The sequence below is a fragment of the Enterobacter sp. MGH 38 genome (assembly GCF_000492855.1).
GTDB classification, from domain to species: Bacteria; Pseudomonadota; Gammaproteobacteria; order Enterobacterales; family Enterobacteriaceae; genus Enterobacter; species Enterobacter hormaechei_C.
Genome location: NZ_KI535607.1, coordinates 415,510 through 438,741 on the forward strand (window position 1 = coordinate 415,510; position 23,232 = coordinate 438,741).

General features: G+C 57.6%; 25 protein-coding genes. 12 read left to right on the forward strand and 13 right to left on the reverse strand.

Going from position 1 to position 23,232, the window contains the following annotated elements; genetic code table 11:
- Nucleotides 1-4: 4 nt before the first annotated feature.
- Complete coding sequence (locus tag L384_RS18910) at nt 5-985, reverse strand: type IV pilus twitching motility protein PilT (protein WP_023323731.1); 981 nt, start codon at nt 983-985, stop codon at nt 5-7.
- 17 nt (nt 986-1,002) lie between these two features.
- Between L384_RS18910 and L384_RS18905 the strand changes: the two genes are divergently transcribed.
- From L384_RS18905 to L384_RS0120915, 6 genes are read left to right on the forward strand one after another with little or no spacing between them, the layout of a single operon-like run.
- Nucleotides 1,003-1,704, forward strand: a complete 702-nt coding sequence (locus L384_RS18905) for a YggS family pyridoxal phosphate-dependent enzyme (RefSeq protein ID WP_003860026.1) — start codon at nt 1,003-1,005, stop codon at nt 1,702-1,704.
- Nucleotides 1,705-1,725: 21 nt separating this feature from the next.
- Nucleotides 1,726-2,292 carry a YggT family protein gene (locus tag L384_RS18900; protein WP_003860024.1) on the forward strand — a complete coding sequence of 189 codons (567 nt, stop codon included), beginning with the start codon at nt 1,726-1,728 and terminating at the stop codon, nt 2,290-2,292.
- Nucleotides 2,289-2,585: a DUF167 family protein YggU gene (yggU, locus tag L384_RS18895; RefSeq protein WP_003860023.1), complete on the forward strand. Its 297-nt coding sequence runs from the start codon at nt 2,289-2,291 to the stop codon at nt 2,583-2,585. The genes L384_RS18900 and yggU overlap by 4 nt, the downstream gene beginning before the upstream one ends.
- A 3-nt stretch (nt 2,586-2,588) precedes the next feature.
- The gene (locus tag L384_RS18890) at nt 2,589-3,182 is read left to right on the forward strand and encodes an XTP/dITP diphosphatase (protein ID WP_022651831.1); all 594 of its coding nucleotides are present in this window, start codon (nt 2,589-2,591) and stop codon (nt 3,180-3,182) included.
- Nucleotides 3,175-4,323, forward strand: a complete 1,149-nt coding sequence (hemW, locus tag L384_RS18885) for a radical SAM family heme chaperone HemW (protein WP_023323732.1) — start codon at nt 3,175-3,177, stop codon at nt 4,321-4,323. Before L384_RS18890 ends, hemW begins: the two co-directional genes overlap by 8 nt.
- A 56-nt stretch (nt 4,324-4,379) precedes the next feature.
- Nucleotides 4,380-4,742, forward strand: coding sequence for an endonuclease domain-containing protein (locus tag L384_RS0120915; protein ID WP_032627949.1), 363 nt, complete (start codon nt 4,380-4,382; stop codon nt 4,740-4,742).
- A 66-nt stretch (nt 4,743-4,808) separates the two neighbouring features.
- On the opposite strand, the gene L384_RS18880 is transcribed toward L384_RS0120915, so the two are convergent.
- From L384_RS18880 to trmB, 3 genes are read right to left on the reverse strand one after another with little or no spacing between them, the layout of a single operon-like run.
- Entirely contained in the window at nt 4,809-5,525 is a 717-nt protein-coding gene (locus L384_RS18880; protein ID WP_003862419.1) for a YggN family protein, read from the reverse strand.
- Nucleotides 5,526-5,582: 57 nt separating this feature from the next.
- Nucleotides 5,583-5,909, reverse strand: a complete 327-nt coding sequence (locus tag L384_RS18875) for a YggL family protein (protein ID WP_003862421.1) — start codon at nt 5,907-5,909, stop codon at nt 5,583-5,585.
- Nucleotides 5,909-6,628 carry a tRNA (guanosine(46)-N7)-methyltransferase TrmB gene (gene trmB, locus L384_RS18870; RefSeq protein ID WP_003862423.1) on the reverse strand — a complete coding sequence of 240 codons (720 nt, stop codon included), beginning with the start codon at nt 6,626-6,628 and terminating at the stop codon, nt 5,909-5,911. Before trmB ends, L384_RS18875 begins: the two co-directional genes overlap by 1 nt.
- Before the next feature lie 144 nt (nt 6,629-6,772).
- Between trmB and mutY the strand changes: the two genes are divergently transcribed.
- The 4 genes from mutY (at nt 6,773) to L384_RS18850 (ending at nt 10,874) form a co-directional block, all read left to right on the forward strand.
- Nucleotides 6,773-7,825, forward strand: coding sequence for an A/G-specific adenine glycosylase (gene mutY / locus L384_RS18865; protein WP_023314826.1), 1,053 nt, complete (start codon nt 6,773-6,775; stop codon nt 7,823-7,825).
- 26 nt (nt 7,826-7,851) lie between these two features.
- Nucleotides 7,852-8,124 carry an oxidative damage protection protein gene (locus L384_RS18860; RefSeq protein ID WP_003862425.1) on the forward strand — a complete coding sequence of 91 codons (273 nt, stop codon included), beginning with the start codon at nt 7,852-7,854 and terminating at the stop codon, nt 8,122-8,124.
- 124 nt (nt 8,125-8,248) lie between these two features.
- Entirely contained in the window at nt 8,249-9,325 is a 1,077-nt protein-coding gene (gene mltC, locus L384_RS18855; RefSeq protein ID WP_003862427.1) for a membrane-bound lytic murein transglycosylase MltC, read from the forward strand.
- A gap of 292 nt (nt 9,326-9,617) precedes the next feature.
- On the forward strand, nt 9,618-10,874 hold the full coding sequence (locus tag L384_RS18850; protein ID WP_003862429.1) for a nucleoside permease: 1,257 nt from the start codon (nt 9,618-9,620) through the stop codon (nt 10,872-10,874).
- Between the two features lie 79 nt (nt 10,875-10,953).
- Here the strand turns inward: L384_RS18850 and citG are convergent, their stop codons facing one another.
- From citG to L384_RS18810, 8 genes are read right to left on the reverse strand one after another with little or no spacing between them, the layout of a single operon-like run.
- Complete coding sequence (gene citG, locus L384_RS18845; RefSeq protein ID WP_003862431.1) at nt 10,954-11,757, reverse strand: triphosphoribosyl-dephospho-CoA synthase CitG; 804 nt, start codon at nt 11,755-11,757, stop codon at nt 10,954-10,956.
- On the reverse strand, nt 11,735-12,274 hold the full coding sequence (citX, locus tag L384_RS18840; protein ID WP_023323733.1) for a citrate lyase holo-[acyl-carrier protein] synthase: 540 nt from the start codon (nt 12,272-12,274) through the stop codon (nt 11,735-11,737). The genes citG and citX overlap by 23 nt, the downstream gene beginning before the upstream one ends.
- A complete protein-coding gene (citF, locus tag L384_RS18835; RefSeq protein WP_023314829.1) occupies nt 12,271-13,794 on the reverse strand; it encodes a citrate lyase subunit alpha in 1,524 nt (507 codons plus the stop codon). Before citF ends, citX begins: the two co-directional genes overlap by 4 nt.
- A 10-nt stretch (nt 13,795-13,804) precedes the next feature.
- The gene (citE, locus tag L384_RS18830) at nt 13,805-14,680 is read right to left on the reverse strand and encodes a citrate (pro-3S)-lyase subunit beta (protein ID WP_003862436.1); all 876 of its coding nucleotides are present in this window, start codon (nt 14,678-14,680) and stop codon (nt 13,805-13,807) included.
- Nucleotides 14,677-14,970 (reverse strand): citrate lyase acyl carrier protein, encoded by a 294-nt coding sequence (gene citD / locus L384_RS18825; protein ID WP_023323734.1) that lies wholly within the window; start codon nt 14,968-14,970, stop codon nt 14,677-14,679. Before citD ends, citE begins: the two co-directional genes overlap by 4 nt.
- 16 nt (nt 14,971-14,986) lie before the next feature.
- Entirely contained in the window at nt 14,987-16,009 is a 1,023-nt protein-coding gene (gene citC / locus L384_RS18820) for a [citrate (pro-3S)-lyase] ligase (RefSeq protein ID WP_023323735.1), read from the reverse strand.
- 13 nt (nt 16,010-16,022) lie between these two features.
- Nucleotides 16,023-16,886 carry a fumarylacetoacetate hydrolase family protein gene (locus L384_RS18815; RefSeq protein WP_003862442.1) on the reverse strand — a complete coding sequence of 288 codons (864 nt, stop codon included), beginning with the start codon at nt 16,884-16,886 and terminating at the stop codon, nt 16,023-16,025.
- Between the two features lie 17 nt (nt 16,887-16,903).
- Complete coding sequence (locus L384_RS18810) at nt 16,904-18,265, reverse strand: 2-hydroxycarboxylate transporter family protein (RefSeq protein ID WP_022651841.1); 1,362 nt, start codon at nt 18,263-18,265, stop codon at nt 16,904-16,906.
- A gap of 345 nt (nt 18,266-18,610) precedes the next feature.
- Between L384_RS18810 and L384_RS18805 the strand changes: the two genes are divergently transcribed.
- Nucleotides 18,611-20,248 carry an ATP-binding protein gene (locus tag L384_RS18805; protein WP_003862446.1) on the forward strand — a complete coding sequence of 546 codons (1,638 nt, stop codon included), beginning with the start codon at nt 18,611-18,613 and terminating at the stop codon, nt 20,246-20,248.
- On the forward strand, nt 20,238-20,930 hold the full coding sequence (locus L384_RS18800) for a response regulator (protein ID WP_023323736.1): 693 nt from the start codon (nt 20,238-20,240) through the stop codon (nt 20,928-20,930). The genes L384_RS18805 and L384_RS18800 overlap by 11 nt, the downstream gene beginning before the upstream one ends.
- A 99-nt stretch (nt 20,931-21,029) precedes the next feature.
- On the opposite strand, the gene L384_RS18795 is transcribed toward L384_RS18800, so the two are convergent.
- Nucleotides 21,030-23,165, reverse strand: coding sequence for an ornithine decarboxylase (locus L384_RS18795; RefSeq protein WP_023323737.1), 2,136 nt, complete (start codon nt 23,163-23,165; stop codon nt 21,030-21,032).
- Nucleotides 23,166-23,232: the final 67 nt, after the last annotated feature.

A 23,232-nucleotide genomic window follows, 5' to 3' on the forward strand; every position in this document is an offset into this window, starting at 1 on the left:
GGGTCTACAGCCGCCCCTGCGCCCGTCGCTCCGCCAGACTCTGCTCAAAGTTCTGCATTCCCGCCTGCTGCCCCGTTTGAATAATGCCCGGCAGTTGCCAGGTTTTGCCTTCGCGGATCAAGTTTGCCGCCGCCGAGGTATTCACCAGCAGCTCATACAGCGCCACGCGCCCGCCCTGGACATCCTGACGCAGCTTCTGCGCCAGAACCGCACGCAGGCTTCCCGCCAACTGATTACGCACCGGATCTTTCTCCTGCGCCGGAAAGGTGTCGACCAGGCGCTCGATCGCCTGCGCCGCACCGCGCGTGTGCAGCGTGGCCAACACCAGATGGCCGGTTTCCGCCGCCGTCAGCGCCAGGCGTATCGTCTCGCTGTCGCGCAGCTCACCAAGCAGAATCACATCCGGATCTTCACGCAGCGCGCTGCGCAGGGCCTCGGCAAAGGACGGGCTGTGCAGGCCTATCTCCCGCTGCTGGATCAGGCAACGTTCACTCTGGTACATAAACTCCACCGGATCTTCCAGGGTCAGAATGTGCCCGTCCGTCTGGTGATTGAGGAAATCGACCATCGCGGCCAGGGTGGTCGATTTCCCACTGCCGGTGGCGCCGGTGACCAGAATCAGGCCATTGTCATTGGACAAAAGCTCCGGGATCGCTCGCGGCACACCTAACGCAGAGAGCTGCGGGCACGTCAGCGGCATCAGGCGCAGCGCGATCGAAACGCCGTGCATATGCTTAAACGCACTGCCGCGCAGGCGCTGACCGCCTGTGAGGGTAACGGCAAAATCCACCTGCCCATTTGCCCACCATGCGCCCTGCTGTTCATCGTTGAGCCACGCTTTTAATAACGCCTCCACATCCGGGGGCGGAAACGGCGCAGGTTCAAGACGGCCTGACCTGCGCCAGCGCGGTGGTGAATCACTGCACAGGTGTAGATCGGAGACGTTATGCTTTACACTAAGGGCCACAATTTCTTCCACATCCATAGACAACTCCTCGGAAAATGAACGACATTGCGCATAACCTGGCACAGGTCCGGGACAAAATCTCAGCCGCGGCAACGCGTTGCGGCCGTGCTTCAGAAGAAATTACGTTGCTTGCAGTCAGCAAAACCAAGCCTGCGAGCGCCATCGCAGAAGCGATAGCCGCCGGTCATCGTGCCTTTGGTGAAAACTATGTGCAGGAAGGCGTAGATAAGATTCTCGCTTTCCGGGAACGGGGAAATGCAGACCTGCAATGGCACTTTATCGGTCCGCTACAGTCGAACAAAAGCCGTCTGGTAGCAGAGCACTTCGACTGGTGTCACACCATCGATCGTCTGCGTATCGCTACCCGTTTGAGCGACCAGCGCCCTATTGAGATGCCAGCGCTTAACGTACTAATTCAAATCAACATCAGCGATGAAAACAGCAAGTCCGGCATTACGCTGAGCGAACTGGATGCGCTGGCGGCGGACGTGGCGGCGCTGCCGCGCTTAACCCTGCGCGGGCTGATGGCTATCCCGGCGCCAGAGTCAAGTTATGAAAGGCAGTTTGCCGTAGCACAGCAAATGGCTGTAGCATTTGAGGCGCTTAAAGCGCGCTATGACACGGTAGACACGCTTTCTCTGGGCATGTCGGATGATATGGAAGCCGCCATCGCGGCAGGCAGCACCATGGTGCGCATCGGCACGGCAATTTTCGGTGCGCGCGATTACCCCCAATAATAAGGAAACCTGAGGAACGCCATGAAGACGTTGACTTTCCTGCTTTCAACGGTCATTGAACTGTATACGATGGCGCTGCTGTTGCGCGTCTGGATGCAGTGGGCCCGTTGTGATTTTTACAATCCATTCTCACAATTTATCGTGAAAATCACGCAGCCCATTGTGGGGCCGCTTCGCCGCATCATTCCGGCAATGGGGCCGATTGACAGTTCATCTCTGCTGATGGCGTTTATTCTGAGCGTTATCAAAGCGATCGTGCTGTTTATGGTCATCACTTTCCAGCCGATTATCTGGATTTCAGCCGTTCTGATCCTGGTTAAAACCGTCGGCTCGCTGATCTTCTGGGTCCTGCTGGTGATGGCGATCATGAGCTGGGTAAGCCGGGGCCGTAGCCCGGTGGAGTACGCGTTGATTCAGCTGACGGAACCGTTGCTGCGTCCAATTCGTAGCCTGCTGCCTGCGATGGGCGGAATCGACTTCTCACCGATGCTTCTCGTTCTGCTGCTGTACGTGCTGAATATGGGTATCGCGGAACTGTTACAGGCGACGGGTAATATGCTGCTGCCGGGGCTGTGGATGGCGTTATGAGTGCAGTTAGCCCCTGCGCCGACGGGCTGGTTTTACGGCTGTACATTCAGCCGAAAGCCAGCCGCGACAGTATTGTTGGGCTGCATGGCGACGAGCTAAAAGTCGCCATCACGGCCCCGCCGGTTGACGGCCAGGCGAATGCGCATCTGACCAAATATCTGGCTAAACAGTTTCGCGTCGCTAAAAGCCAGGTCATCATTGAGAAAGGTGAACTTGGCCGGCATAAACAGGTAAAAATCCTTAACCCGCAATCTATCCCGACGGAAGTCGCGGCTCTGACAGAACAGGACTAAACCATGCAGAAAGTTGTTCTCGCCACCGGTAACGCCGGTAAAGTGCGCGAGCTGGCCTCGCTATTAAATGATTTTGGGCTGGACGTGGTGGCTCAGACCGAGCTGGGCGTGGACTCCGCCGAAGAGACCGGCCTGACGTTTATCGAAAACGCCATTCTGAAAGCGCGCCATGCGGCGCAGGTAACCGGACTGCCCGCGATTGCCGATGATTCCGGTCTGGCCGTGGATTTTCTGGGCGGTGCGCCGGGGATTTACTCCGCCCGCTATTCCGGGCCGGACGCCACCGACCAGCAGAACCTGGAAAAGCTGCTTGTGGCCCTGAAAGACGTTCCTGACGAACAGCGTACCGCGCAGTTCCACTGCGTGTTGGTCTACATGCGTCACGCGGAAGATCCCACGCCGATTGTCTGTCACGGCAGCTGGCCGGGCGTGATCACCCGTGAAGCGGCGGGCAACGGCGGCTTTGGTTACGACCCGATTTTCTTTGTCCCGACCGAGGGCAAAACCGCTGCGGAACTCACCCGCGAAGAGAAAAGCGCGATCTCCCACCGTGGACGCGCCCTGAAACTGTTACTGGAAGCACTGCGTAATGGCTAATTTGCCGCCTCTGAGTCTTTATATTCACATCCCATGGTGCGTGCAGAAATGTCCGTACTGTGATTTCAACTCGCACGCGCTGAAGGGTGAAGTGCCGCACGATGATTACGTCGCGCATCTGCTGGCCGATCTGGATGCCGATGTACCGTACGCACAGGGACGTGAAGTGAAGACCATTTTTATTGGTGGCGGTACGCCGAGCCTGCTTTCAGGCCCGGCGATGCAGACGCTGCTGGACGGTGTGCGCGCACGCCTGAACCTGGCAGCGGATGCTGAAATTACGATGGAAGCCAACCCCGGCACCGTTGAGGCCGACCGTTTTGTCGAGTACCAGCGTGCGGGCGTGAACCGTATCTCTATCGGCGTGCAGAGCTTTAGCGAGCCAAAGCTGAAGCGTCTGGGGCGCATTCACGGCCCGGAAGAGGCAAAGCGCGCGGCAAACCTGGCAACGGGGCTTGGGCTGCGCAGCTTTAACCTCGACCTGATGCACGGCCTGCCGGATCAGTCGCTCGAAGAAGCGCTTGACGATTTGCGTCAGGCGATTGAACTGAACCCGCCGCATCTGTCGTGGTATCAGTTGACCATTGAACCGAACACCCTGTTTGGTTCGCGCCCGCCGGTGCTGCCGGACGACGACGCGCTGTGGGATATCTTCGAGCAGGGCCACCAGCTTTTGACCGCGGCGGGATATCAGCAATACGAAACGTCGGCGTATGCGAAGCCGGGCTATCAGTGTCAGCACAATCTGAACTACTGGCGTTTTGGCGACTATCTCGGAATTGGCTGCGGTGCGCACGGCAAGGTGACCTTCCCGGACGGACGCATTCTGCGTACCGCCAAAACGCGTCATCCGCGCGGGTATATGGAAGGCCGCTACCTGGAGCGTCAGCACGACGTCGAGGCGGTGGATAAGCCGTTTGAGTTCTTTATGAACCGCTTCCGTCTGCTGGAAGCCGCTCCGCGCGCGGAATTTACGCGTTATACCGGGCTGCCGGAGTCAGTGATTCGCCCGCAGATTGACGAGGCGCTGGCGCAGGGGTATCTGACCGAGTGTGATGAGTCCTGGCAGATCACCGAGTACGGCAAGCTGTTCCTGAACTCCCTTCTTGAGTTGTTCCTCGCTGAAAATCCTGAAGGCTGATTCAGGATTTTACATCCCGTTCTGCTGGCTGAGGGAAAGGCTGGCAGAGTGTGGGGATGGAAACAATACGTTCATACGCAAAGCAGCTCAGACGCGAGCTGACACAGGAAGAAAGGCGGCTTTGGTATTTACTGCGCAGCCGCCGTTTCGAAAATTATAAATTTCGCCGACAGCACCCGGTAGGTCACTACATTCTGGATTTCGCCTGTTGCGCGGCTCGGCTGGCCGTTGAGCTGGATGGCGGACAACATGATGAAAAGCTGGAATACGATCGACAAAGGACATTGTGGTTAAACCATAAGGGCTGGCACGTTATTCGATTCTGGAACAACGAACTCTGGAATAACGAAGAGGCGGTGTTAGAAAGGATCCTTGAAACGCTGCAAGCGCTGCAACCCTCACCCCGGCCCTCTCCCTGAAAGGGAGAGGGGGCAAACATCCCCTCGCCCCTTTGGGGAGAGGGTTAGGGTGAGGGGCTAAGTGAATTACTTCAACGTCCCCACCAGCGCCTTCCGGCTGTCTTCCAGCGACACCACGCGCTTACACACGTCTTTGCCGAACTGCTGGAAATCGGCTTCCTGATTCTTCCACTCGTTCTGAATCGAGGTTTGCAGTCCGCCCAGACTACCCAGTACACCCTGCAAAGGATTACCGCCACCCTTCAGCACCGCTTTGGCGCCCATCTCGTTGATGCTGTCCTGGAGAATGCCGCCCATCGCCTGGTTCACCAGCTGCTGACCGTCGGCACGCACCTGATCGATCGCCTTATAATGGAACGTCAGGCCATCAGAGCGCGTCTCGATAATACGGTTCATCTGCTCTTTCAGCTGCTTATCCAGCTTCGTCAGGCGGGTGCGCATATTGCTGCTCTCCCCCACCTCTTTGGTGATGATTTTATCCAGCGCCACGCGGCTCTTTTCAACGCGGGTCAGCGCGCCATCGTTGATCCAGGGCAGCGCGGTACGCAACTCGGCCTGGTAGTCCATCGCCTGCTCGCGCTGGGCGGCCGTCAGGTTTTGCGGTTTGCCGTTAAAGGTCACGTTGCCATCCGGCGTAATCACCAGATTGCCATTCTCGCCCTTAACCTGCACGGTTTGCGGACTCAGCACCACGTCATCACGCGGGGTGACGCTACATTTATACTCCGCATGGGCGGTGGATCCGATTGCCAGTAAAGCAACAGCCAGCAACGTTTTGCGCATCTTAAACACTCCCTCAGACAAAATGGGCCAGCTAATGCTGGCCCCGTTCTTGCTTTATTAGTCCCACCAAACGTCGAAAAGTTCGCTAACGCGGACATCTTCCAGTTTGTGGTCTTCAAGCCATTTGCGTACCAGCGCCTGATGCTCTTCGGTGCATTTCCCCACTTCCTGGGTGCAAATCAGACCTTCCCACGCCAGATAGCCGCTACCGTCGAAGGCCAGCTTGTTTGGCTCGATCACCTCGTTGATGAATGCATCAACGTCCTGATCGATCTGCTCAACGCTGGTGCCTTCCGGGAAACGCCAGGCAACGGAGAAACCCACTTCCTGGAATTCTTCGATGTGCATCTTTTTACGCAGACGACGGCTACGATTCTTTGCCATTATTTCACCCTCTCGAACATTAAGTCCCATACGCCGTGACCAAGACGATGGCCACGCTGTTCAAATTTTGTCACCGGACGTGAATCCGGACGCGGTACGTAGTCGTTGCTCTCGGACTGGTTTTTATACCCCTCCAGGGACGACATCACTTCCAGCATATGTTCCGCATAAGGTTCCCAGTCGGTTGCCATGTGGAAAACGCCGCCCAGCTTGAGCTTACTTTTCACCAGCTCGGCAAACGGTGCCTGAACGATACGGCGTTTATTATGACGCGCTTTGTGCCATGGGTCAGGGAAAAAGAGCTGAACCATGTTCAAAGAATTGTCAGGAATCATTTTGTGCAGCACTTCCACCGCGTCGTGACACATCACGCGCAGATTCTCAACGCCCTCTTCATGGGCCGTTGCCAGGCATGCGCCGACGCCCGGCGAATGTACTTCAATACCGAGGAAGTTCTGCTCCGGGCGCGCTTTCGCCATAGTGACCAGCGAGGTGCCCATACCAAAGCCGATCTCCAGGGTCACTGGCGCGTCGCGGCCAAACAGGTCGGTGAAGTCGAGCGGTTGCTCGCTGAACTCAACGCCCATCACCGGCCAGTAGTTGTCCAGCGCGTGTTGCTGCCCTTTTGTCAGGCGCCCCTGACGGCGGACAAAGCTGCGAATACGGCGCAGCGGGCGACCGTTTTCATCAAATTCCGGTGAAATGACGTCGTTTTTCATAAAAGAGTTGTCTGCTTGTGAGAATGTTCGGGAAACGGGCATTATCCAAAGTTAAGGCTTCTATGCAAGCATGGGAAAGATCCGGTTTACAGCAGATTGACGCTGTGCTGCAATCTGCGTCCCTGATTAAGCGAATCGATGACCATGCAAGCCTCTCAATTTTCAGCCCAGGTGCTGGACTGGTACGACAAATACGGGCGTAAAACCCTGCCCTGGCAAATTGAAAAAACGCCGTACAAAGTATGGCTCTCCGAGGTGATGTTGCAACAAACGCAGGTCGCGACGGTCATTCCTTACTTCGAGCGTTTTATGGCGCGCTTCCCGACAGTCACCGATCTGGCGAACGCCCCGTTGGACGAGGTGCTGCACCTGTGGACCGGGCTTGGCTATTACGCCCGCGCGCGCAACCTGCACAAGGCCGCACAGCAGGTCGCGACGCGCCACAACGGTAAATTCCCGGAAACCTTCGACGAGGTGGCGGATTTGCCCGGCGTCGGGCGTTCGACCGCAGGCGCAATCCTCTCCCTCTCTTTAGGCAAACATTTCCCTATTCTCGACGGCAACGTCAAGCGCGTGCTCGCACGCTGCTACGCCGTAGATGGCTGGCCGGGTAAGAAAGAGGTTGAGAAACGCCTGTGGGAGATAAGTGAAGCGGTCACTCCGGCGAAAGGGGTGGAGCGTTTTAACCAGGCGATGATGGATCTGGGCGCGATGGTCTGTACCCGTTCAAAACCGAAGTGCGAACTCTGCCCGGTAAACAACCTCTGCGTGGCCTATGCGAACCACACCTGGGCGCAGTATCCGGGGAAAAAACCGAAGCAGACGCTGCCTGAACGCACCGGGTACATGCTGCTGATGCAGCATGGCGACGAGGTGTTTCTCGCTCAGCGCCCGCCGAGTGGCCTGTGGGGTGGTCTATACTGCTTCCCACAGTTTGAGGATGAAGCCTCGCTTCGGGCATGGCTTGAACAGCGCGGCATTGCGGCCGAAACCCTGACGCAACTCAACGCGTTCCGTCATACCTTCAGCCATTTCCATCTGGACATTGTGCCGATGTGGCTTCCCGTGTCCTCATTCACGTCGTGCATGGATGAAGGCACCGCTCTCTGGTATAACTTAGCGCAACCGCCATCAGTCGGGCTGGCGGCTCCCGTGGAGCGCCTGTTACAGCAATTACGTGTCGGTGCAATGGTTTAGCATCGGCAAGACAAAGAGGAATGAGTATGGCCAGAACCATTTTTTGTACTTTCCTACAGCGCGACGCTGAAGGCCAGGATTTCCAGCTCTACCCGGGCGACCTGGGTAAGCGCATTTACAACGAGATCTCCAAAGAAGCCTGGGGACAGTGGCAGAAAAAACAGACCATGCTGATCAACGAGAAAAAGCTCAGCATGATGAACCCGGAACACCGCAAACTGCTGGAGCAGGAGATGGTGAACTTCCTGTTCGAGGGTAAAGACGTCCACATCGAAGGCTATACGCCACCGGAAAAATAATATCGCGCAGCTGCTGCCCGGCTGCGCTGCGCTTGCACGGGCCTACGGTTTTGTAGGTCGGGTAAGCGCAGCGCTACCCGGCAACAGCAACCCCAAAGCAAACACAACACGCACTCCCGGAATGATGAAAAAACTTTTAGCGCTAGCCCTTGTTGCGCCGTTGCTTGTGTCTTGTTCTTCCAAAAAAGGCGATGAATACAACGAAGCCTGGGTCAAGGACACCAACGGTTTTGACATTTTGATGGGGCAGTTTGCCCACAACATCGAGAACATATGGGGATTTAACGAAGTTCTTATTGCCGGACCGAAGGACTACGTTAAGTACACCGACGCCTATCAGACCCGTAGCCACATCAACTTTGATGACGGTACGATTACGGTTGAAACCATCGCGGGGACTGAACCTGCGGCGCATTTACGTCAGGCCATCATTAAAACCCTGCTGATGGGCGACGATCCGGGGTCTATCGACCTCTACTCTGATGCCGATGACATCACCATCTCCAAAGAGCCGTTCCTGTATGGCCAGGTCGTTGACCAGACCGGTCAGCCGATCCGCTGGGAAGGCCGCGCCACGAAATTTGCCGACTATCTGCTGCAAACGCGCCTGAAAAGCCGTACCAACGGCCTGAAAGTGATCTACAGCGTCACCATCAACCTGGTGCCGAACCACCTCGACAAGCGTGCGCATAAGTATCTGGGCATGGTGCGTCAGGCGTCGCGTAAGTATGGCGTGGATGAGTCGCTGATCCTGGCGATTATGCAGACCGAGTCCTCGTTCAACCCCTACGCGGTAAGCCGTTCCGACGCGCTGGGGCTGATGCAGGTTGTGCAGCACAGCGCCGGTAAAGACGTGTTCCGCGCGCAGGGGAAATCCGGCACGCCGAGCCGCAGCTACCTGTTTGACCCGCAGAGCAACATTGATACCGGCACGGCCTATCTGGCGATGCTGAACAATGTCTATCTCGGCGGGATTGATAACCCAACCTCACGTCGCTATGCGGTGATCACCGCCTACAACGGCGGGGCGGGCAGCGTGCTGCGCGTCTTCTCGAATGACAAAGTGCAGGCCGCGAACATCATCAACAGCATGGCGCCGGGGGATGTGTACGCTACCCTCACCACCCGCCACCCGTCTGCGGAATCCCGCCGCTATCTGTATAAGGTGAATACGGCGCAGAAGAACTATCGTCGCCGCTAAAAACCAACACCACCCCTCACCCTGCCCTCTCCCCAAAGGGGAGAGGGTGTTCAAATTCCCTCTCCCCTTTGGGGAGAGGGTTAGGGTGAGGGGGCATCAGGCCGCACTCACTCCACCCCACCCATACGAAAATGCTATTTGCATCACAATCCAGACTGCAAATTAATGTGGATTGCATTTTTTTGCGGGAGGTAACAAAACATAACGTTGCCAACTGATAGAATTGCATCAAATAACAACCCTGAATGTTCCTATAACAACATATCTCCCGCTCACTTGTGAGGAAAGTAACATGAACCTTAAGCTGCAGCTTAAAATCTTGTCGTTTCTGCAGTTCTGCCTGTGGGGTAGCTGGCTGACTACACTCGGCTCCTATATGTTTGTGACGCTCAAGTTCGATGGTGCGTCGATCGGTGCCGTTTACAGCTCGCTGGGCATTGCGGCTGTTTTCATGCCAACGCTGCTCGGTATCGTGGCGGATAAATGGTTAAGTGCGAAATGGCTATACATGCTTTGCCATCTGGTGGGTGCGGGGACGCTGTTTATGGCGGCCGAAGTGACCACGCCGGGGGCGATGTTTATGGTGATCCTGCTTAACTCGCTGGCGTATATGCCAACGCTTGGCCTGATCAACACCATCTCCTACTACCGCCTGAAATCTGCCGGACTGGATATCGTCACCGACTTCCCGCCTATCCGTATCTGGGGCACCATCGGCTTTATCATGGCGATGTGGGGCGTGAGCTTCGCGGGCTTCGAGCTGAGCCATATGCAGCTGTATATTGGTGCCGCGCTCTCCGTGCTGCTGGCGCTGTTCACCCTGACGCTGCCCACCATTCCGGTGTCTAACCAGCAGAAAAACCAGAGCTGGAGCACCATGCTTGGCCTGGACGCTTTCGCACTGTTCAAAAACAAGCGCATGGCGATCTTCTTTATCTTCTCCATGCTGCTGGGCGCGGAACTGCAAATCACCAACATGTTCGGTAATACCTTCCTGCACAGCTTCGATAACGATCCGCTGTTTGCCGGGAGCTTTATCGTCGAACACGCGTCGGTGATGATGTCCATCTCGCAGATCTCCGAGACGCTGTTCATCCTGACCATCCCGTTCTTCCTGAGCCGCTACGGCATCAAGAACGTCATGCTGATCAGTATCGCCGCCTGGATGTTGCGCTTCGGTCTGTTCGCCTATGGCGACCCAAGCGCGTTCGGCACCGTGCTGCTGGTTCTGTCGATGATTGTTTACGGCTGTGCCTTCGACTTCTTCAACATCTCCGGCTCGGTGTTTGTGGAAAAAGAGGTGAAGCCTGAAATCCGCGCCAGTGCGCAGGGCATGTTCCTGATGATGACCAACGGCTTCGGTTGTATTCTGGGCGGCGTGGTAAGCGGTAAAGTGGTTGAGATGTACACCACCAACGGCATTACAGACTGGCAGCCGGTGTGGCTGATCTTCGCCGGGTACTCGCTGGTGCTGTTCTTCGCGTTCATCGCGCTGTTCAAGTACAAGCATGTTCGCGTGCCGAATGGTGCGCAGCCGATCGCGCATTGATTGTTGTGCCCGGTGGCGCTGCGCTTACCGGGCCTACAAAACCAGACCGTAGGCCGGGTAAGGCGTAGCCGCCACCCGGCTATTTTATAGCAGACAGCACCCACCCCACCGACAGCAAATCCGCGCTGCCGCCCGGACTCAGGTTTCGTTCAATCAGTGCCTTATCCATCTTAAGCAACGCCTCGCGATCCCAGCCACTTGCCAGTAATTCACGCGCGTAGCCCTGAACATAGCGCAGCCCCTGAATGCCGCCGCGTGACACGAGATTACTGTCCTGATTGACCGCCATCAGGCGCAACAGCAGGTCGTGAAGCAACTGTCCGTTCCACTGCCCCAGCGCCTTACGCACCGTCGCAAAGCCGCTCTCCGCCTCGCCTCGCGCCCCGGTTAAGCCGTAATGCTGAAACTGCCGCTCCCCCGCCGTTGCCTGCCCGCTGCGCCCGGCCAGCTCCCGCGCCACCAGCCCGCGACAGATGTTACTTACCTCACAACAGAGGCTATCCGCAGAGATATTTTTCACACGACCGGCGGCGAAGCAGAGCAAACCAAGAGCAAAAATACCGCCCTTGTGGGTATTTACCCCGCCCGTGGCGGCGTACATTGCCTGCTCGCAGGCCATTCCCATTGGGCGGAGAATCCGCAACTGCCGATCGGCAGGTTTGGCCGCATGTGCTTCACCCAGTTCCGCAAACCGGGCAAACCACGGCGTAATCGCCATAATGCTGCGGACAAACAAGGCATGGTCCATATCCCGATGCGAGCCGTTATTGAGCCTGTCCACCAGCCCCGGCTTGGGCGTCAGCTCCAGCTCCTGCCACAGCGCCGCTTCGGCAAGCGCAGGCACGTCAACCGGGCGCGGTTTAGTCGCGAGCAAACCAGTCATCGATCATCTTCTCCACGCGGGAAACCACCTGCTCAACGGGATGGTGGCGCGAACGGGAACAGGCGTGGGCGGGCTCGTCGCAAATCAGACAGCGTCTGAGGTGTGAACCCAGCGACTGACGGCCCACGAGGCCGTTTTCAGGGCAGATCACGTCCAGATCCCACAGTCTGCCGAGCGGGTGCGTCTGCTCCAGATCCGCACAGTGCGCTTTGATTTCCGCCGCCGGATGCGCGACGCACCACAATGCTTCAGGTCCGGTGGGTAGCCAGAGCACCTGGCGGTCCAGCACCTGCCAGCGGTTTTCCCACAGCAGCTGGTCGCACATCTGTAACGCCACGCCCATGGTGTTGCGATAGCGCAGGCTGTCTTTGATTTCCCCGGGCGTGACCAGCGTGAGGGAGATCACCGGTTGTTGATAGTGCGTAAGCCAGTCAGCCTGGCGGGCTGCGCGGCGCTCTTTCGCCGCCAGCAGTTCCTCCAGGCTGACACCCGCCCGCACGGGTGTCGCAAAAGTCATACTTCCTCCTTCACCTGTCGCACAGTGTCGATCACGCTGCCGTCGCGGTAGCGGATCACCCCGACGATTTTGTCGGTGAACTCAATCGGTTTCGGTACGCCTGTCAACGAAATCGCTCGCTCATACAGCGCGTTGATATCTACAACCTTCATCCCTGCTTCCATGAGTCGTTCGCGGATCTCCGGGCGCGCCGGGTTGACCGCAATACCGTGGTCGGTGACCAGCACGTCAATGCTCTCCCCCGGCGTGAGGCGAGTGGTAACGCGCTTCACGACGGTCGGGATGCGGCTTCGCAGCAGCGGCGCGACCACAATGGTCAGGTTGGCTGCCGCCGCCACGTCGCAGTGTCCGCCGGATGCGCCACGCATCACGCCATCGGAGCCGGTGATGACATTGACGTTAAAGTCGACGTCGATCTCCAGGGCGCTGAGAATCACCACGTCGAGCTGGTCGCAGCTTGCCGCCTTGCTGCCGGGGTTGGCGTAGACGTTGGTGGAGATCTCCACGTGGTTCGGGTTGCGCGCCAGCGAGGCCGCCGCCTGGCCGTCAAAGCACTGGGTGTCGAGCAGCTTTTCGATGAGCCCCTTCTCGTGCAGATCCACCAGGCTGCCGGTGATGCCGCCGAGCGCAAAGCGCGCCTTCACGCCGCTGCGCTCCATCTTCTCTTCCATAAAGCGAGTGCAGGCCGTGGCCGCCGCGCCGGAGCCGGTCTGCATCGAGAAGCCCGGTTTAAAATAGCCGGAGTGCTCAATCACATCCGCCGCATAGCGGGCAATCATCAGCTCGCGCGGGTTACTGGTGACGCGCGCCGCGCCGACGCTGATTTTTGCCGGATCGCCCACGCTCTCCACCTGCACGATGTAGTCCACCTGATCCTGCACCAGGCTGGCGGGCATATTGGGGAACGGCACCAGCGCTTCCGTCAACAACACCACCTTACGGGCAAACTGCGCGTCCACCATCGCGTAGCCCAGCGAGCCGCAGCACGATTTGCCGTGCGTGCCGTTGGCGTTGCCAAACTCATCGCTGCACGGCACGCCGAGAAACGCCACGTCGATGTTCAGTTCGCCGTCCTGGAGTAGCTTCACGCGCCCGCCGTGGGAGTGAATTTGTACCGGCTCCTCCATCAGCCCGTGAGAGATGGCATCCGCCAGCCTGCCGCGCATGCCGGAGGTGTAAATCCGGGTGATGACGCCGCTTTCGATATGCTCGATCAGCGCGTCGTTGCAGGTCATCAGCGAGCTGGAAGCCAGGGTCAGATTTTTGAAGCCCATCCGCGCCAGCAGCGCCACGACGGTGTTGATCACCCGGTCGCCTTCGCGAAAGGCGTGGTGGAAGGAGATGGTCATCCCGTCCTGCAAGCCGCAGCGCTTAACCGCCTCTTCAATAGAGGCGCAGAGCTTGCGGCTGTGCTTCGCCTCGCTGTCCGCCAGCCACGGCGTCGCGCTGTGGGCGGTATCAAAGGGTTTCAGATCCCGCAGATGGGGGAAATTCATATGGAGAAGTTCTGTCTGATTCATTATGTCATCCTTACCGACGCACGCCGGAGGCCGCCGCGCGCTCCAGCACCACCTGCGCGTGGTTAATAATCGGTGCATCCACCATTTTGCCGTTGAGCGACACCACGCCCAGGCCGTTACGCTCGCCCTCTTCTGCCGCCTCAATCACCCGTTTCGCGTGTTCCACTTCTTCCCGTGTCGGGGCGTAGGCGTTGTGCAGCAGGTCTATCTGGCGCGGGTTAATCAGCGATTTGCCGTTAAAGCCCATCTTGCGGATCAGATCGACTTCGCGCAGGAACCCGGCCTCATCGTTAACGTCTGACCACACCACGTCGAAGGCGTCGATGCCTGCCGCGCGGGCGGCGTGCAGCACGGCGCAGCGGGCGTAGAACAGCTCGGTGCCGTCGCCGCGCTCGGTCTGCATGTCCATCACGTAGTCAAAGGCGGCCAGCGCAATGCCGATCAGGCGCGGGGAGCTGCGGGCAATCGCCACGGCGTTGATGACGCCAATGGCCGATTCAATCGCCGCCATCACGCGGGTGGAACCCACCTCGCGGCCGCACGCCTGCTCGATACGCTCGAGGTGGCCTTCCAGCTCGTAAATATCGTCCGGGGTGTCGGTTTTCGGCAGGCGTATCACGTCCACGCCCGCGCGCACGGCGGCCTCCAGATCCAGCAGGCCAAACGGCGTGCTCAGCGGGTTAATACGCACCACGGTTTCGATATCCTGATACATCGGGTGCTGCAACGCGTGGAACACCAGCATGCGTGCGGTGTCTTTCTCGCGCAGGGCCACGGCGTCCTCAAGGTCAAACATGATGGAGTCGGGACGGTAGATAAAGGCGGTAGAGAGCATGGCGGCATTGGCGCCCGGCAGGAACAGCATACTGCGGCGGAGTTTGCTCATTTCAGCGCCCCCCAGTTGATGGCCTGTTCATTGGCGGCACGCAGAAGCGCGCTTTGCAGGCGAGCGCGGATCACACAGTCCAGCGCCCCTTTGTCTTCAATAATGATTAATCCCTGGTGCACGTTCATGGCGCGCAATGTGTCGTTGACCACCTGGCGAATCTGCTCGCCAAACTGCTTAATCACTTCGCTGTGGATGACGATCTCCAGCTCACCGTGAGCGGGGGCGATTTTCACCATCAGGTCGCTGGACTCCTGCGTTCCGGCCAGCGCCTCCCTTACAATATTCATGATAAATTCCTGATAGTTATGCGACTTCCGCACTCGCACGATAATGTGCTTCGAGGTGCGCGAAGGTGGAGTCCGGGACAATCTCCCGGATCCGGGAAAACTGCTGTGTCTTGAGTAAACGGCGCACTTCCGAGGCCGAAATGGCGTTGCCGGTGGCCTTGATGCGCGGCATCTCCACCACGTCAATATGCGAGGCCAGCAGGTCGTGCAGCGTCTGGTTGTACTGGCGGGTGATATCGCAGAACGGCTCCGAGCCGATGAAGCGGTGCGTGATGCCCAGCGCCGGGGCGATAAAGTCCCGGAAGATCAGCACGTCGATCTCGCTCCACGCCTGCTGCACTTTGCCGGTCTCCTTCAGGAAGTAGGCCGGAAACGTGGCGCGGGAGATGATGTACTGCGAGCCTTCATGCACCACCACGTTCGGCAGATGCGCCACGCCCGCGCGCACCATCTCAAGGCGCGCGCTGAACGGGAAGAACGAGGCGTCTTCACGCACCACAAACAGATGCAGGGCATCGCACTGCGCCGCCGCCTGCTCCACCAGATGACGGTGGCCGAGGGTGAATGGGTTGGCGTTCATCACAATGGCACCAATTTTTTCCCCGCCCCTTCGCATCCGGCTTAAGGTACGGCAGTAGCGCGCGATCCCCTGCGGGGTGTTCTCCATTAGCACCGCGTTGTTCCCGCTCTGGGCAATCGGCCAGAAACCGCTGCGGCCAAAGCGCTCCTTATTGCACGGACGGGTGCAGAGGAAGAGGTGAAAATGGCCGCGCTCCAGCGCCGCATTTTCCACCTCTGCCAGCAGACGCGCGCTGAGGTTTTCCCCACGAAGCTGCTCGTTGACCGCCACGCATTTGATGACGTTGGCAGCCAGCCCGGCGCAACCCACCAGCTGCGCGCCGGACCAGGCTTCGACAAACAGCGTGATGTCGTTGTCCAGGCCAAGGCCGCTGTCTGCCAGCAGGTAGCGGATCTGGCTTAAGCGTTCCGGGTGTTCCGCCACAACGGTGTGCCGAAAATCAATGGGTTGCGATTGCATGCTGCCGCCTTACTCAGTGCGCTGCCGCGAGCCCGACGGCTGGCGCTTCCACGATCACGTTGCTCAGATGACCGATATGCTCGATCTCCACCTCAATGCGATCCCCCTCTTTCATAAACAGCGGCGGGTTACGCTTTTTACCCACCCCACCTGGGGATCCGGTGATGATCACATCGCCAGGACTTAAGCGGGTGAAGGTGCTGATGTACTCGATCAGCTCCGCCACCTTGTGGATCATGCTGCTGGTGTTGTCTTCCTGCACCATGCGGCCGTTCAGCCAGGTGCGGATTGCCAGTCGGTGCGGATCGGGGATCTCATCCGCCGTCGCCATCCACGGGCCGAACGCCCCGGTCTGCCGCCAGTTTTTCCCGGCGGTGAACCAGGTGTGCTGCCAGTCGCGGGCGGAGCCGTCCATGTAGCAGCTGTAGCCCGCCACGTGGCGAAGCGCGTCGTCGCGGCTGATGTTCTCCCCGCCTTTGCCGATGATCACCGCCAGCTCGCCTTCGTAGTCGAATTCGCTGGAGTGGCGCGGCTTCAGCACCGGCTCGTTGTGGCCGGTCTGTGAGTCCGGGAAGCGGACAAACAGCGTCGGGGCCGGGTTGTGCTGGTCAAACTCCTTGCGCTTGTCGGCATAGTTCATGCCCACGCAGAGGATTTTTTCCGGCTGGACAATCACCGGTAAGAAGGTGATGGCGTTCAGCGGCACGTCCACCGCGTCGTTCAGGAATCGGGTGGCCTGCGCCAGCCCGTTCCCCTGCAACAGCGCTTTAAGGTCGCCATAGCGGTCGCCGAGGCGGCGGCCTAAATCAATCACGCCGTCGGCCTGAACGATGCCGTAGCTGCGTTTTCCCTGGTATAAAAAGCTTGCGAGTTTCATTGTTCTTTCCTGAAAACTTAAACGAGGAAGTTGCCCAGAATCAGCAGAGAGATGGAGACGTTAATCGCCCCGCCGATACGGGTAGCAATCTGGGCGAACGGCATCAGGCTCATGCGGTTGCCTGCGGTCAGGATCGCCACGTCACCAGTACCGCCCTGGCCGCTCTGGCAGCAGGAGACGATGGCGACATCAATCGGGTGCATACCAATCTTTTTGCCGACGAAGAACCCGGTTGCCACCAGCGCGGAGACGGTGCTGATAATCACCAGCAGGTTGGTCAGCGTGAAGGCGGCCACCAGTTCATGCCATGGGGTGATGGCTACGCCAACGGCAAAGAGAATCGGGTAGGTCACAGAGGTCTGGAAGAATTTGTACACCACCTGAGAGCCCTCCAGCAGACGCGGAGAGGCACCGTTGCAGAGCTTCACCAGCACCGCCATAAACAACATGCCCACCGGCGCTGGCAGACCAATCAGCTTGTGACCGAGCATACCCAGCATGTACAGCAGCACCGCCAGCAGCGCGCCGGAGGCGATGGTCGTCACGTCCGCTTTGCCGGAGAACGCAGGCTGAGAGACAGTGGCATCGGCATTGGCGCGATTCGGCATCAGCTGGCCTTCACCGGTCAGGTGCGGGTAGCGTTTCCCGAGCTGGTTGAGGCAACCGGAGATAATGATCGCCGTCAGGCCGCCGAGCATCACCATCGGCAGTACGCGGCCGAGCGCCACGCCCTGATCCATATGCAACAGGGTGGCATAGCCGATGGAAAGCGGGATTGCCCCTTCCCCGACGCCGCCCGCCATGATCGGCAGAATGATAAAGAAGAAGATCTGGAACGGCTCGAGGCCCAGCGCCAGCCCAACACCCATGCCGACAATCATGCCGACGATTTCACCGCACAGCATCGGGAAGAAGATGCGCAGGAAGCCCTGGATCAGCACGGTGCGGTTCATACTCATGATGCTGCCGACGATAATGCAGCAGATATAGAGATAAAGAATGTTGGTGGATTTATAGAACTTAGTGGTGGATTCCACTACTACATCCGGCAGCAGGCCGTAATAGACCAGCGCGGAAGGGATAAAGGTGGCGCAAATTGCCGCCGCGCCGAGCTTGCCGACAATCGGCAGGCGTTTACCGAATTCACCGCAGGCAAAGCCGAAGAAGGCCAGCGTGGCCACCATGACCACAATGTCGCTCGGTAGTTTTCCGCCCAGGCAATCAATCGCAATCAGCGCGCCCGCCAGAACGAACAGCGGCAGAGGTATAATGCCGATTTTCCAGGTATCCATAATATGCCACCAGCGCTCTTTGAGCGATGGCCGCTGAATATCAATCGGGTCGTGGGTAACAGAGAATGAATCGTCAGTTGTGCTCATAATAAGCCCCTTAGTTATTTTGTGCGTTCAGCTTAGAGTCACAAAGGCTTACTTTATGTGAGGGATGGCATATTAAAAGCGAAGTTTTAATGGACGCTATGGTTTTAATGGTTTCTTTTATTTAATGTGATTTATGCCTTATTTATTGCCGTGGTTTTTATGGTTTCTTTTCTTAACTGAACAAAGAAATAACATTTATTCATTTAACCTTAAGAGGATGAGACTTTCGGAAAAATCTTTTACAGGCTGCGCTGTGCAAGGGATCACAAGTTTTCGGCAAAGCGGGCATCCTGGCCTTAAAAGATGATATATTCAGCCGACCTGTTGATATCTCGCGTGATAGTTATGAAAGTATCGTTTCAGATCAAGCTGTTTATTTCGCTGGTCGCCTTTTTCTCAGTGCTGTTCGCATTACTGGGCGGATATTATTATGTCGATGTCGGCAGGCAGCTTTATCAGGAAATGAGCGCACGCGCAAAAATACAGGCTGAAGAAATTGCGCTTATTCCAACCCTGCGAAAAGAAGTCGAACAAAAGGATATCCAGGGCATCCATGACTTTATGCAGAAAATAGCCGCCCGCAGCGACGCCAGTTTTATTGTGATTGGTGACAATAAGGGGCTGCATCTTTTCCACTCCGTGTTTGCCGACCGGGTAGGCAAAACGCTGGTTGGCGGAGATAACGACGAGGTATTACACGGCAAAAGTACCATCACCATCCGCAAGGGCGGGTTAGGCATTTCACTGCGCAGCAAAGCGCCCATTTTTAATGATGCCGGGCAGGTGGTGGGGATTGTTTCGGTAGGCTATCTCACAAGCTATCTGGACACCATCACCGTCAGTAAGGTGGTTAATATCCTGATTGCCGCCGTGCTGCTGCTTATCGCCCTGTTTATTTTCTCCTGGTTCTTCACCCGCAGCATCAAGAAGCAGATATTCTCTCTGGAGCCGCGCGAAATCGGCCTGCTGGTGCGCCAGCAAAAGGCGATGATGGAATCCATTTATGAAGGGGTGATTGCCATCGATGACGATCTCCGCATTGAGGTGATCAACCAGGCGGCGCGTAAATTATTAGGCTTACGCCAGCCCGCCCGCGAACTGCGGGGTCAACTCATCAGCCAGGTGATCGCGCCCGTCCCGTTCTTCAATGCGCAAACCATGCTTGCGAAAGACACCCACGATGAGATCTGTCGCTTTAACGATCTCACGGTCATTGCCAGCCGGGTGCGGATAATGCTGGAAGATGCATTGCAGGGCTGGGTGATCACCTTTCGCGATCGCAACGAGATCGACTCGCTCAGCGCCCAGCTCAGCCAGGTGAAGCGCTACGTTGATAACCTGCGCATCATGCGCCATGAACAGCTGAACCGCATGACTACGCTGTCCGGCCTGCTGCATATGGGCCGTTATGACGAGGCAATTCGCTACATACAGGCGCAGTCGGAACACGCTCAGGAGCTGCTGGACTTTATCTCGTCCCGCTTTAGCTCTCCGACGCTGTGTGGTTTGCTGCTTGGAAAGGCCGCCCGCGCGCGTGAAAAAGGCGTTGAGCTGAGTTTCGATCCGGCCTGCCGGGTGGATAAACCGTTCCTGCCGCTGCTCGAATCGGAACTTATCTCGATCATCGGGAACTTGCTGGATAACGCCATTGAAGCGACCCAGCGTGCACCGCTCCCGCATGCCCCGGTGGACGTGCTGATAAAGCTGAACGAGCAGGAGCTGATTATTGAAGTCGCCGACCAGGGCGTCGGCATCACACCGGAGATCCGCGACCGGATCTTTGAGCGCGGCATCACCACCAAAACGCGCGGCGATCATGGTATTGGCCTGTATCTGATTGAAAGCTATGTCACACAGGCTGGCGGTGCAATTGAAGTTGCCGATAACACCCCACGCGGTGCCATTTTCTCACTGTTTATTCCCGCCACGGGAACGGCCCGGCACCCCGTACAGGAACTGGAAGATACCGACTATGCAACATGAACTTATCGACGTACTGATTGTTGAAGACGAGAACGAACTGGCGCAACTGCACGCGGAGCTTATCGGTAAACATCCGCGTCTGAGGCTGGTGGGGATTGCCGCGTCGCTGGCCGACGCGCAGGTACAACTGGAGAGCAAACAGCCGAAGCTGATGCTGCTGGATAACTACCTGCCGGACGGCAAAGGCATCACCCTTATCAGCAACCCGATGCTGGCCCGCGCCAACTGTTCGGTGATTTTCATCACCGCCGCCAGCGATATGGACACCTGTAGCCAGGCCATTCGTAACGGCGCGTTTGACTATATCCTTAAGCCGGTCTCCTGGAAGCGGCTCAGCCAGTCGCTGGAGCGTTTTGTGCAGTTTGCCGAACAGCAGCGCGTCTGGAAGATTGTCGACCAGCAGAACGTGGATTCACTCTATCAGTTACAGGCGAAAAACTATCGTCTGGACAACGGCAGCAAAGGGATAGAGGAGAACACGCTGGCGCGGGTGCAAATGCTGTTTAACAACAAGGCGGCGCACTGTTTTACGGTGGATGAGGTGGTGAGCGAGACGGGCCTGAGTAAAACCACCACCCGGCGCTATCTGGAACACTGCGTGGAGGTGGGTTTTCTGACGGTGGAGATGCTGTACGGTAAGATTGGACATCCGAGAAGGATGTACAGGCGTAGTGCGACTTAACTCCCCTCACCCCGGCCCTCTCCCCAAAGGGGCGAGGGTGAAAAGACGGCTCCGTGCAATCCCCTCTCCCCTTTGGGGAGAGGGTTAGGGTGAGGGTCCCTACTTTAATACGTACCCATACAGCCGCTTAATCCCGTCCGCATCCTTCTCGCTGTAAACGCCCTGCAACTCTGGGGAGAAACCCGGCAGCATATTAATGCCCTCTTCCAGTGCCAGGAAGTAGCGCTGTACTGCTCCACCCCAGACTTCCCCCGGCACCACGCACAGCACGCCCGGCGGGTATGGCAGCGCACCTTCGGCGGCAATGCGTCCTTCGGCGTCACGAATACGCACCAGTTCGACGTTCCCGCGAATGTACTCCTGGTTGGCATCCTGGGGGTTCATCACCACGGCAGGCAGGCTCTCCTGACGGAACATCGCCTTCTGTAAATCCTTCACGTTAAAGCTGACGTAGAGATCGTGCATCTCCTGGCATAGCTGACGGATCGTATAGTCGCGGTAACGCACCGGGTATTTCTGATAGATGGTCGGAAGCACATCCGCGAGCGGTGTGTCGTCTTCAATATGCTGTTCAAACTGCCCCAGCATCGCCACCAGCTGCATCAGCTTCTCCGCGCTCTCGGCTGGCGTCAGCAGGAACAGGATGGAGTTGAGATCGCACTTCTCCGGCACAATGCCGTTCTCGCGCAGGTAGTGGGCGAGAATGGTCGCCGGAATGCCGAAATCGGTATAGTGCCCTGTTTCAGCATCAATGCCCGGCGTGGTCAGCAGCAGCTTGCACGGATCGACGAAATACTGCTCGCGGGCATAGCCTTCAAAACCGTGCCATTTTGCACCCGGTTCAAAACTAAAGAAGCGACGTTCGCTGGCGATGGCCTGCGTGGGGTGATCCTGCCATGGCCGCCCCGCCACCACCGGTGGGATAAACGGTTTGATCATATGGCAGTTAGCGATGATGGCCTTGCGCGCTTCAATGCTCAACTCGACACACTCCGCCCACAGCCTGCGTCCGCTTTCGCCCTCGTGGATCTTGGCGTTCACGTCCAGCGCCGCAAACAGCGGGTAAAACGGGCTGGTGGAGGCATGCAGCATGAACGCGTTGTTCAGCCGCTTGTGCGGGCAGAAGCGCGACTGACCGCGAATATGGTTATCCTTTTTATGGATCTGCGACGTTTGTGAGAACCCGGCCTGCTGCTTGTGGACCGACTGGGTCACGAAAATTCCCGGATCGTTTTCGTTCAGTTCCAGCAGAAGCGGAGACGTTTCCGCCATCATCGGGATAAATTGCTCGTAGCCGACCCAGGCGGAGTCAAAGAGGATGTAGTCGCAAAGGTGCCCGATCTTGTCGATCACCTGACGGGCGTTGTAGATCGTGCCATCGTAGGTGCCGAGCTGAATGATCGCCAGACGGAACGGGCGCGCCTCGGCGGCTTTCTGCGGCGCGACGTCACGGATCAGTTCCCGCAGCCAGGCCTCATCAAAGCAGTGCTCATCAATCCCGCCGATAAAACCAAACGGATTACGGGCTGCCTCAAGATAGACAGGCGTTGCCCCGGCCTGGATCAGCGCCCCATGATGGTTGGACTTGTGGTTGTTACGATCGAACAGCACCAGATCGCCACGAGTCAGCAGCGCATTGGTCACCACTTTATTGGCCGCCGACGTGCCGTTCAGCACGAAGTAGGTTTTATCCGCGTTGAACACTTTCGCCGCGAACTTTTGCGCGTGCTTGGCAGAACCTTCGTGGATCAGCAAATCACCGAGCTTCACGTCGGCATTGCACATATCGGCACGAAACACGTTTTCACCGAAGAAGTCGTAAAACTGCCGCCCCGCCGGGTGTTTTTTGAAAAAGGCGCCGTGCTGGTGACCCGGACAGGCAAAGGTGCTGTTTCCCATCGCCACATACTGGCTCAGGGTGTCAAAAAAGGGTGGCAGCAGGTTCTCTTCATACCGGCAGGCGGCAGATTCCAGTTCCAGCAATTCCTGTGCTTTACCCGAGATGATCGCCGTGACACCCTCTGGCACCTCTCCTGGCTCTGTTGAGAACATAAATACCGGTAGCTGAAAGCCCGTACGCTTCAGCAACGCGAGAATGCCGCTGTAGCTTTCAACAACCGTAATGACGACTGCCGCCACATCGGTGAAATCAGTGTTATCCAGCATAACCTTTTCGCGATGCGTAGAAACTTTGGATACCAGCTCGCGGCTGACGGCAATTTTCATGGTTTTCATAGGCGCAAATACCCTCACCGAACGGTGAGACAGGAAGGAGAAAATTCGCGCAATCATGTCACCTTTT

Excerpts from the sequence above, each read along its gene's own strand:
- L384_RS18910 (WP_023323731.1), bottom strand. The coding sequence starts at position 985 with ATGGATGTGGAAGAAATTGTGGCCCTTAGTGTAAAGCATAACGTCTCC.
- L384_RS18905 (WP_003860026.1), top strand. The coding sequence starts at position 1,003 with ATGAACGACATTGCGCATAACCTGGCACAGGTCCGGGACAAAATCTCA.
- L384_RS18900 (WP_003860024.1), top strand. The coding sequence starts at position 1,726 with ATGAAGACGTTGACTTTCCTGCTTTCAACGGTCATTGAACTGTATACG.
- yggU (WP_003860023.1), top strand. The coding sequence starts at position 2,289 with ATGAGTGCAGTTAGCCCCTGCGCCGACGGGCTGGTTTTACGGCTGTAC.
- L384_RS18890 (WP_022651831.1), top strand. The coding sequence starts at position 2,589 with ATGCAGAAAGTTGTTCTCGCCACCGGTAACGCCGGTAAAGTGCGCGAG.
- hemW (WP_023323732.1), top strand. The coding sequence starts at position 3,175 with ATGGCTAATTTGCCGCCTCTGAGTCTTTATATTCACATCCCATGGTGC.
- L384_RS0120915 (WP_032627949.1), top strand. The coding sequence starts at position 4,380 with ATGGAAACAATACGTTCATACGCAAAGCAGCTCAGACGCGAGCTGACA.
- L384_RS18880 (WP_003862419.1), bottom strand. The coding sequence starts at position 5,525 with ATGCGCAAAACGTTGCTGGCTGTTGCTTTACTGGCAATCGGATCCACC.
- L384_RS18875 (WP_003862421.1), bottom strand. The coding sequence starts at position 5,909 with ATGGCAAAGAATCGTAGCCGTCGTCTGCGTAAAAAGATGCACATCGAA.
- trmB (WP_003862423.1), bottom strand. The coding sequence starts at position 6,628 with ATGAAAAACGACGTCATTTCACCGGAATTTGATGAAAACGGTCGCCCG.
- mutY (WP_023314826.1), top strand. The coding sequence starts at position 6,773 with ATGCAAGCCTCTCAATTTTCAGCCCAGGTGCTGGACTGGTACGACAAA.
- L384_RS18860 (WP_003862425.1), top strand. The coding sequence starts at position 7,852 with ATGGCCAGAACCATTTTTTGTACTTTCCTACAGCGCGACGCTGAAGGC.
- mltC (WP_003862427.1), top strand. The coding sequence starts at position 8,249 with ATGAAAAAACTTTTAGCGCTAGCCCTTGTTGCGCCGTTGCTTGTGTCT.
- L384_RS18850 (WP_003862429.1), top strand. The coding sequence starts at position 9,618 with ATGAACCTTAAGCTGCAGCTTAAAATCTTGTCGTTTCTGCAGTTCTGC.
- citG (WP_003862431.1), bottom strand. The coding sequence starts at position 11,757 with ATGACTGGTTTGCTCGCGACTAAACCGCGCCCGGTTGACGTGCCTGCG.
- citX (WP_023323733.1), bottom strand. The coding sequence starts at position 12,274 with ATGACTTTTGCGACACCCGTGCGGGCGGGTGTCAGCCTGGAGGAACTG.
- citF (WP_023314829.1), bottom strand. The coding sequence starts at position 13,794 with ATGAATCAGACAGAACTTCTCCATATGAATTTCCCCCATCTGCGGGAT.
- citE (WP_003862436.1), bottom strand. The coding sequence starts at position 14,680 with ATGAGCAAACTCCGCCGCAGTATGCTGTTCCTGCCGGGCGCCAATGCC.
- citD (WP_023323734.1), bottom strand. The coding sequence starts at position 14,970 with ATGAATATTGTAAGGGAGGCGCTGGCCGGAACGCAGGAGTCCAGCGAC.
- citC (WP_023323735.1), bottom strand. The coding sequence starts at position 16,009 with ATGCAATCGCAACCCATTGATTTTCGGCACACCGTTGTGGCGGAACAC.
- L384_RS18815 (WP_003862442.1), bottom strand. The coding sequence starts at position 16,886 with ATGAAACTCGCAAGCTTTTTATACCAGGGAAAACGCAGCTACGGCATC.
- L384_RS18810 (WP_022651841.1), bottom strand. The coding sequence starts at position 18,265 with ATGAGCACAACTGACGATTCATTCTCTGTTACCCACGACCCGATTGAT.
- L384_RS18805 (WP_003862446.1), top strand. The coding sequence starts at position 18,611 with ATGAAAGTATCGTTTCAGATCAAGCTGTTTATTTCGCTGGTCGCCTTT.
- L384_RS18800 (WP_023323736.1), top strand. The coding sequence starts at position 20,238 with ATGCAACATGAACTTATCGACGTACTGATTGTTGAAGACGAGAACGAA.
- L384_RS18795 (WP_023323737.1), bottom strand. The coding sequence starts at position 23,165 with ATGAAAACCATGAAAATTGCCGTCAGCCGCGAGCTGGTATCCAAAGTT.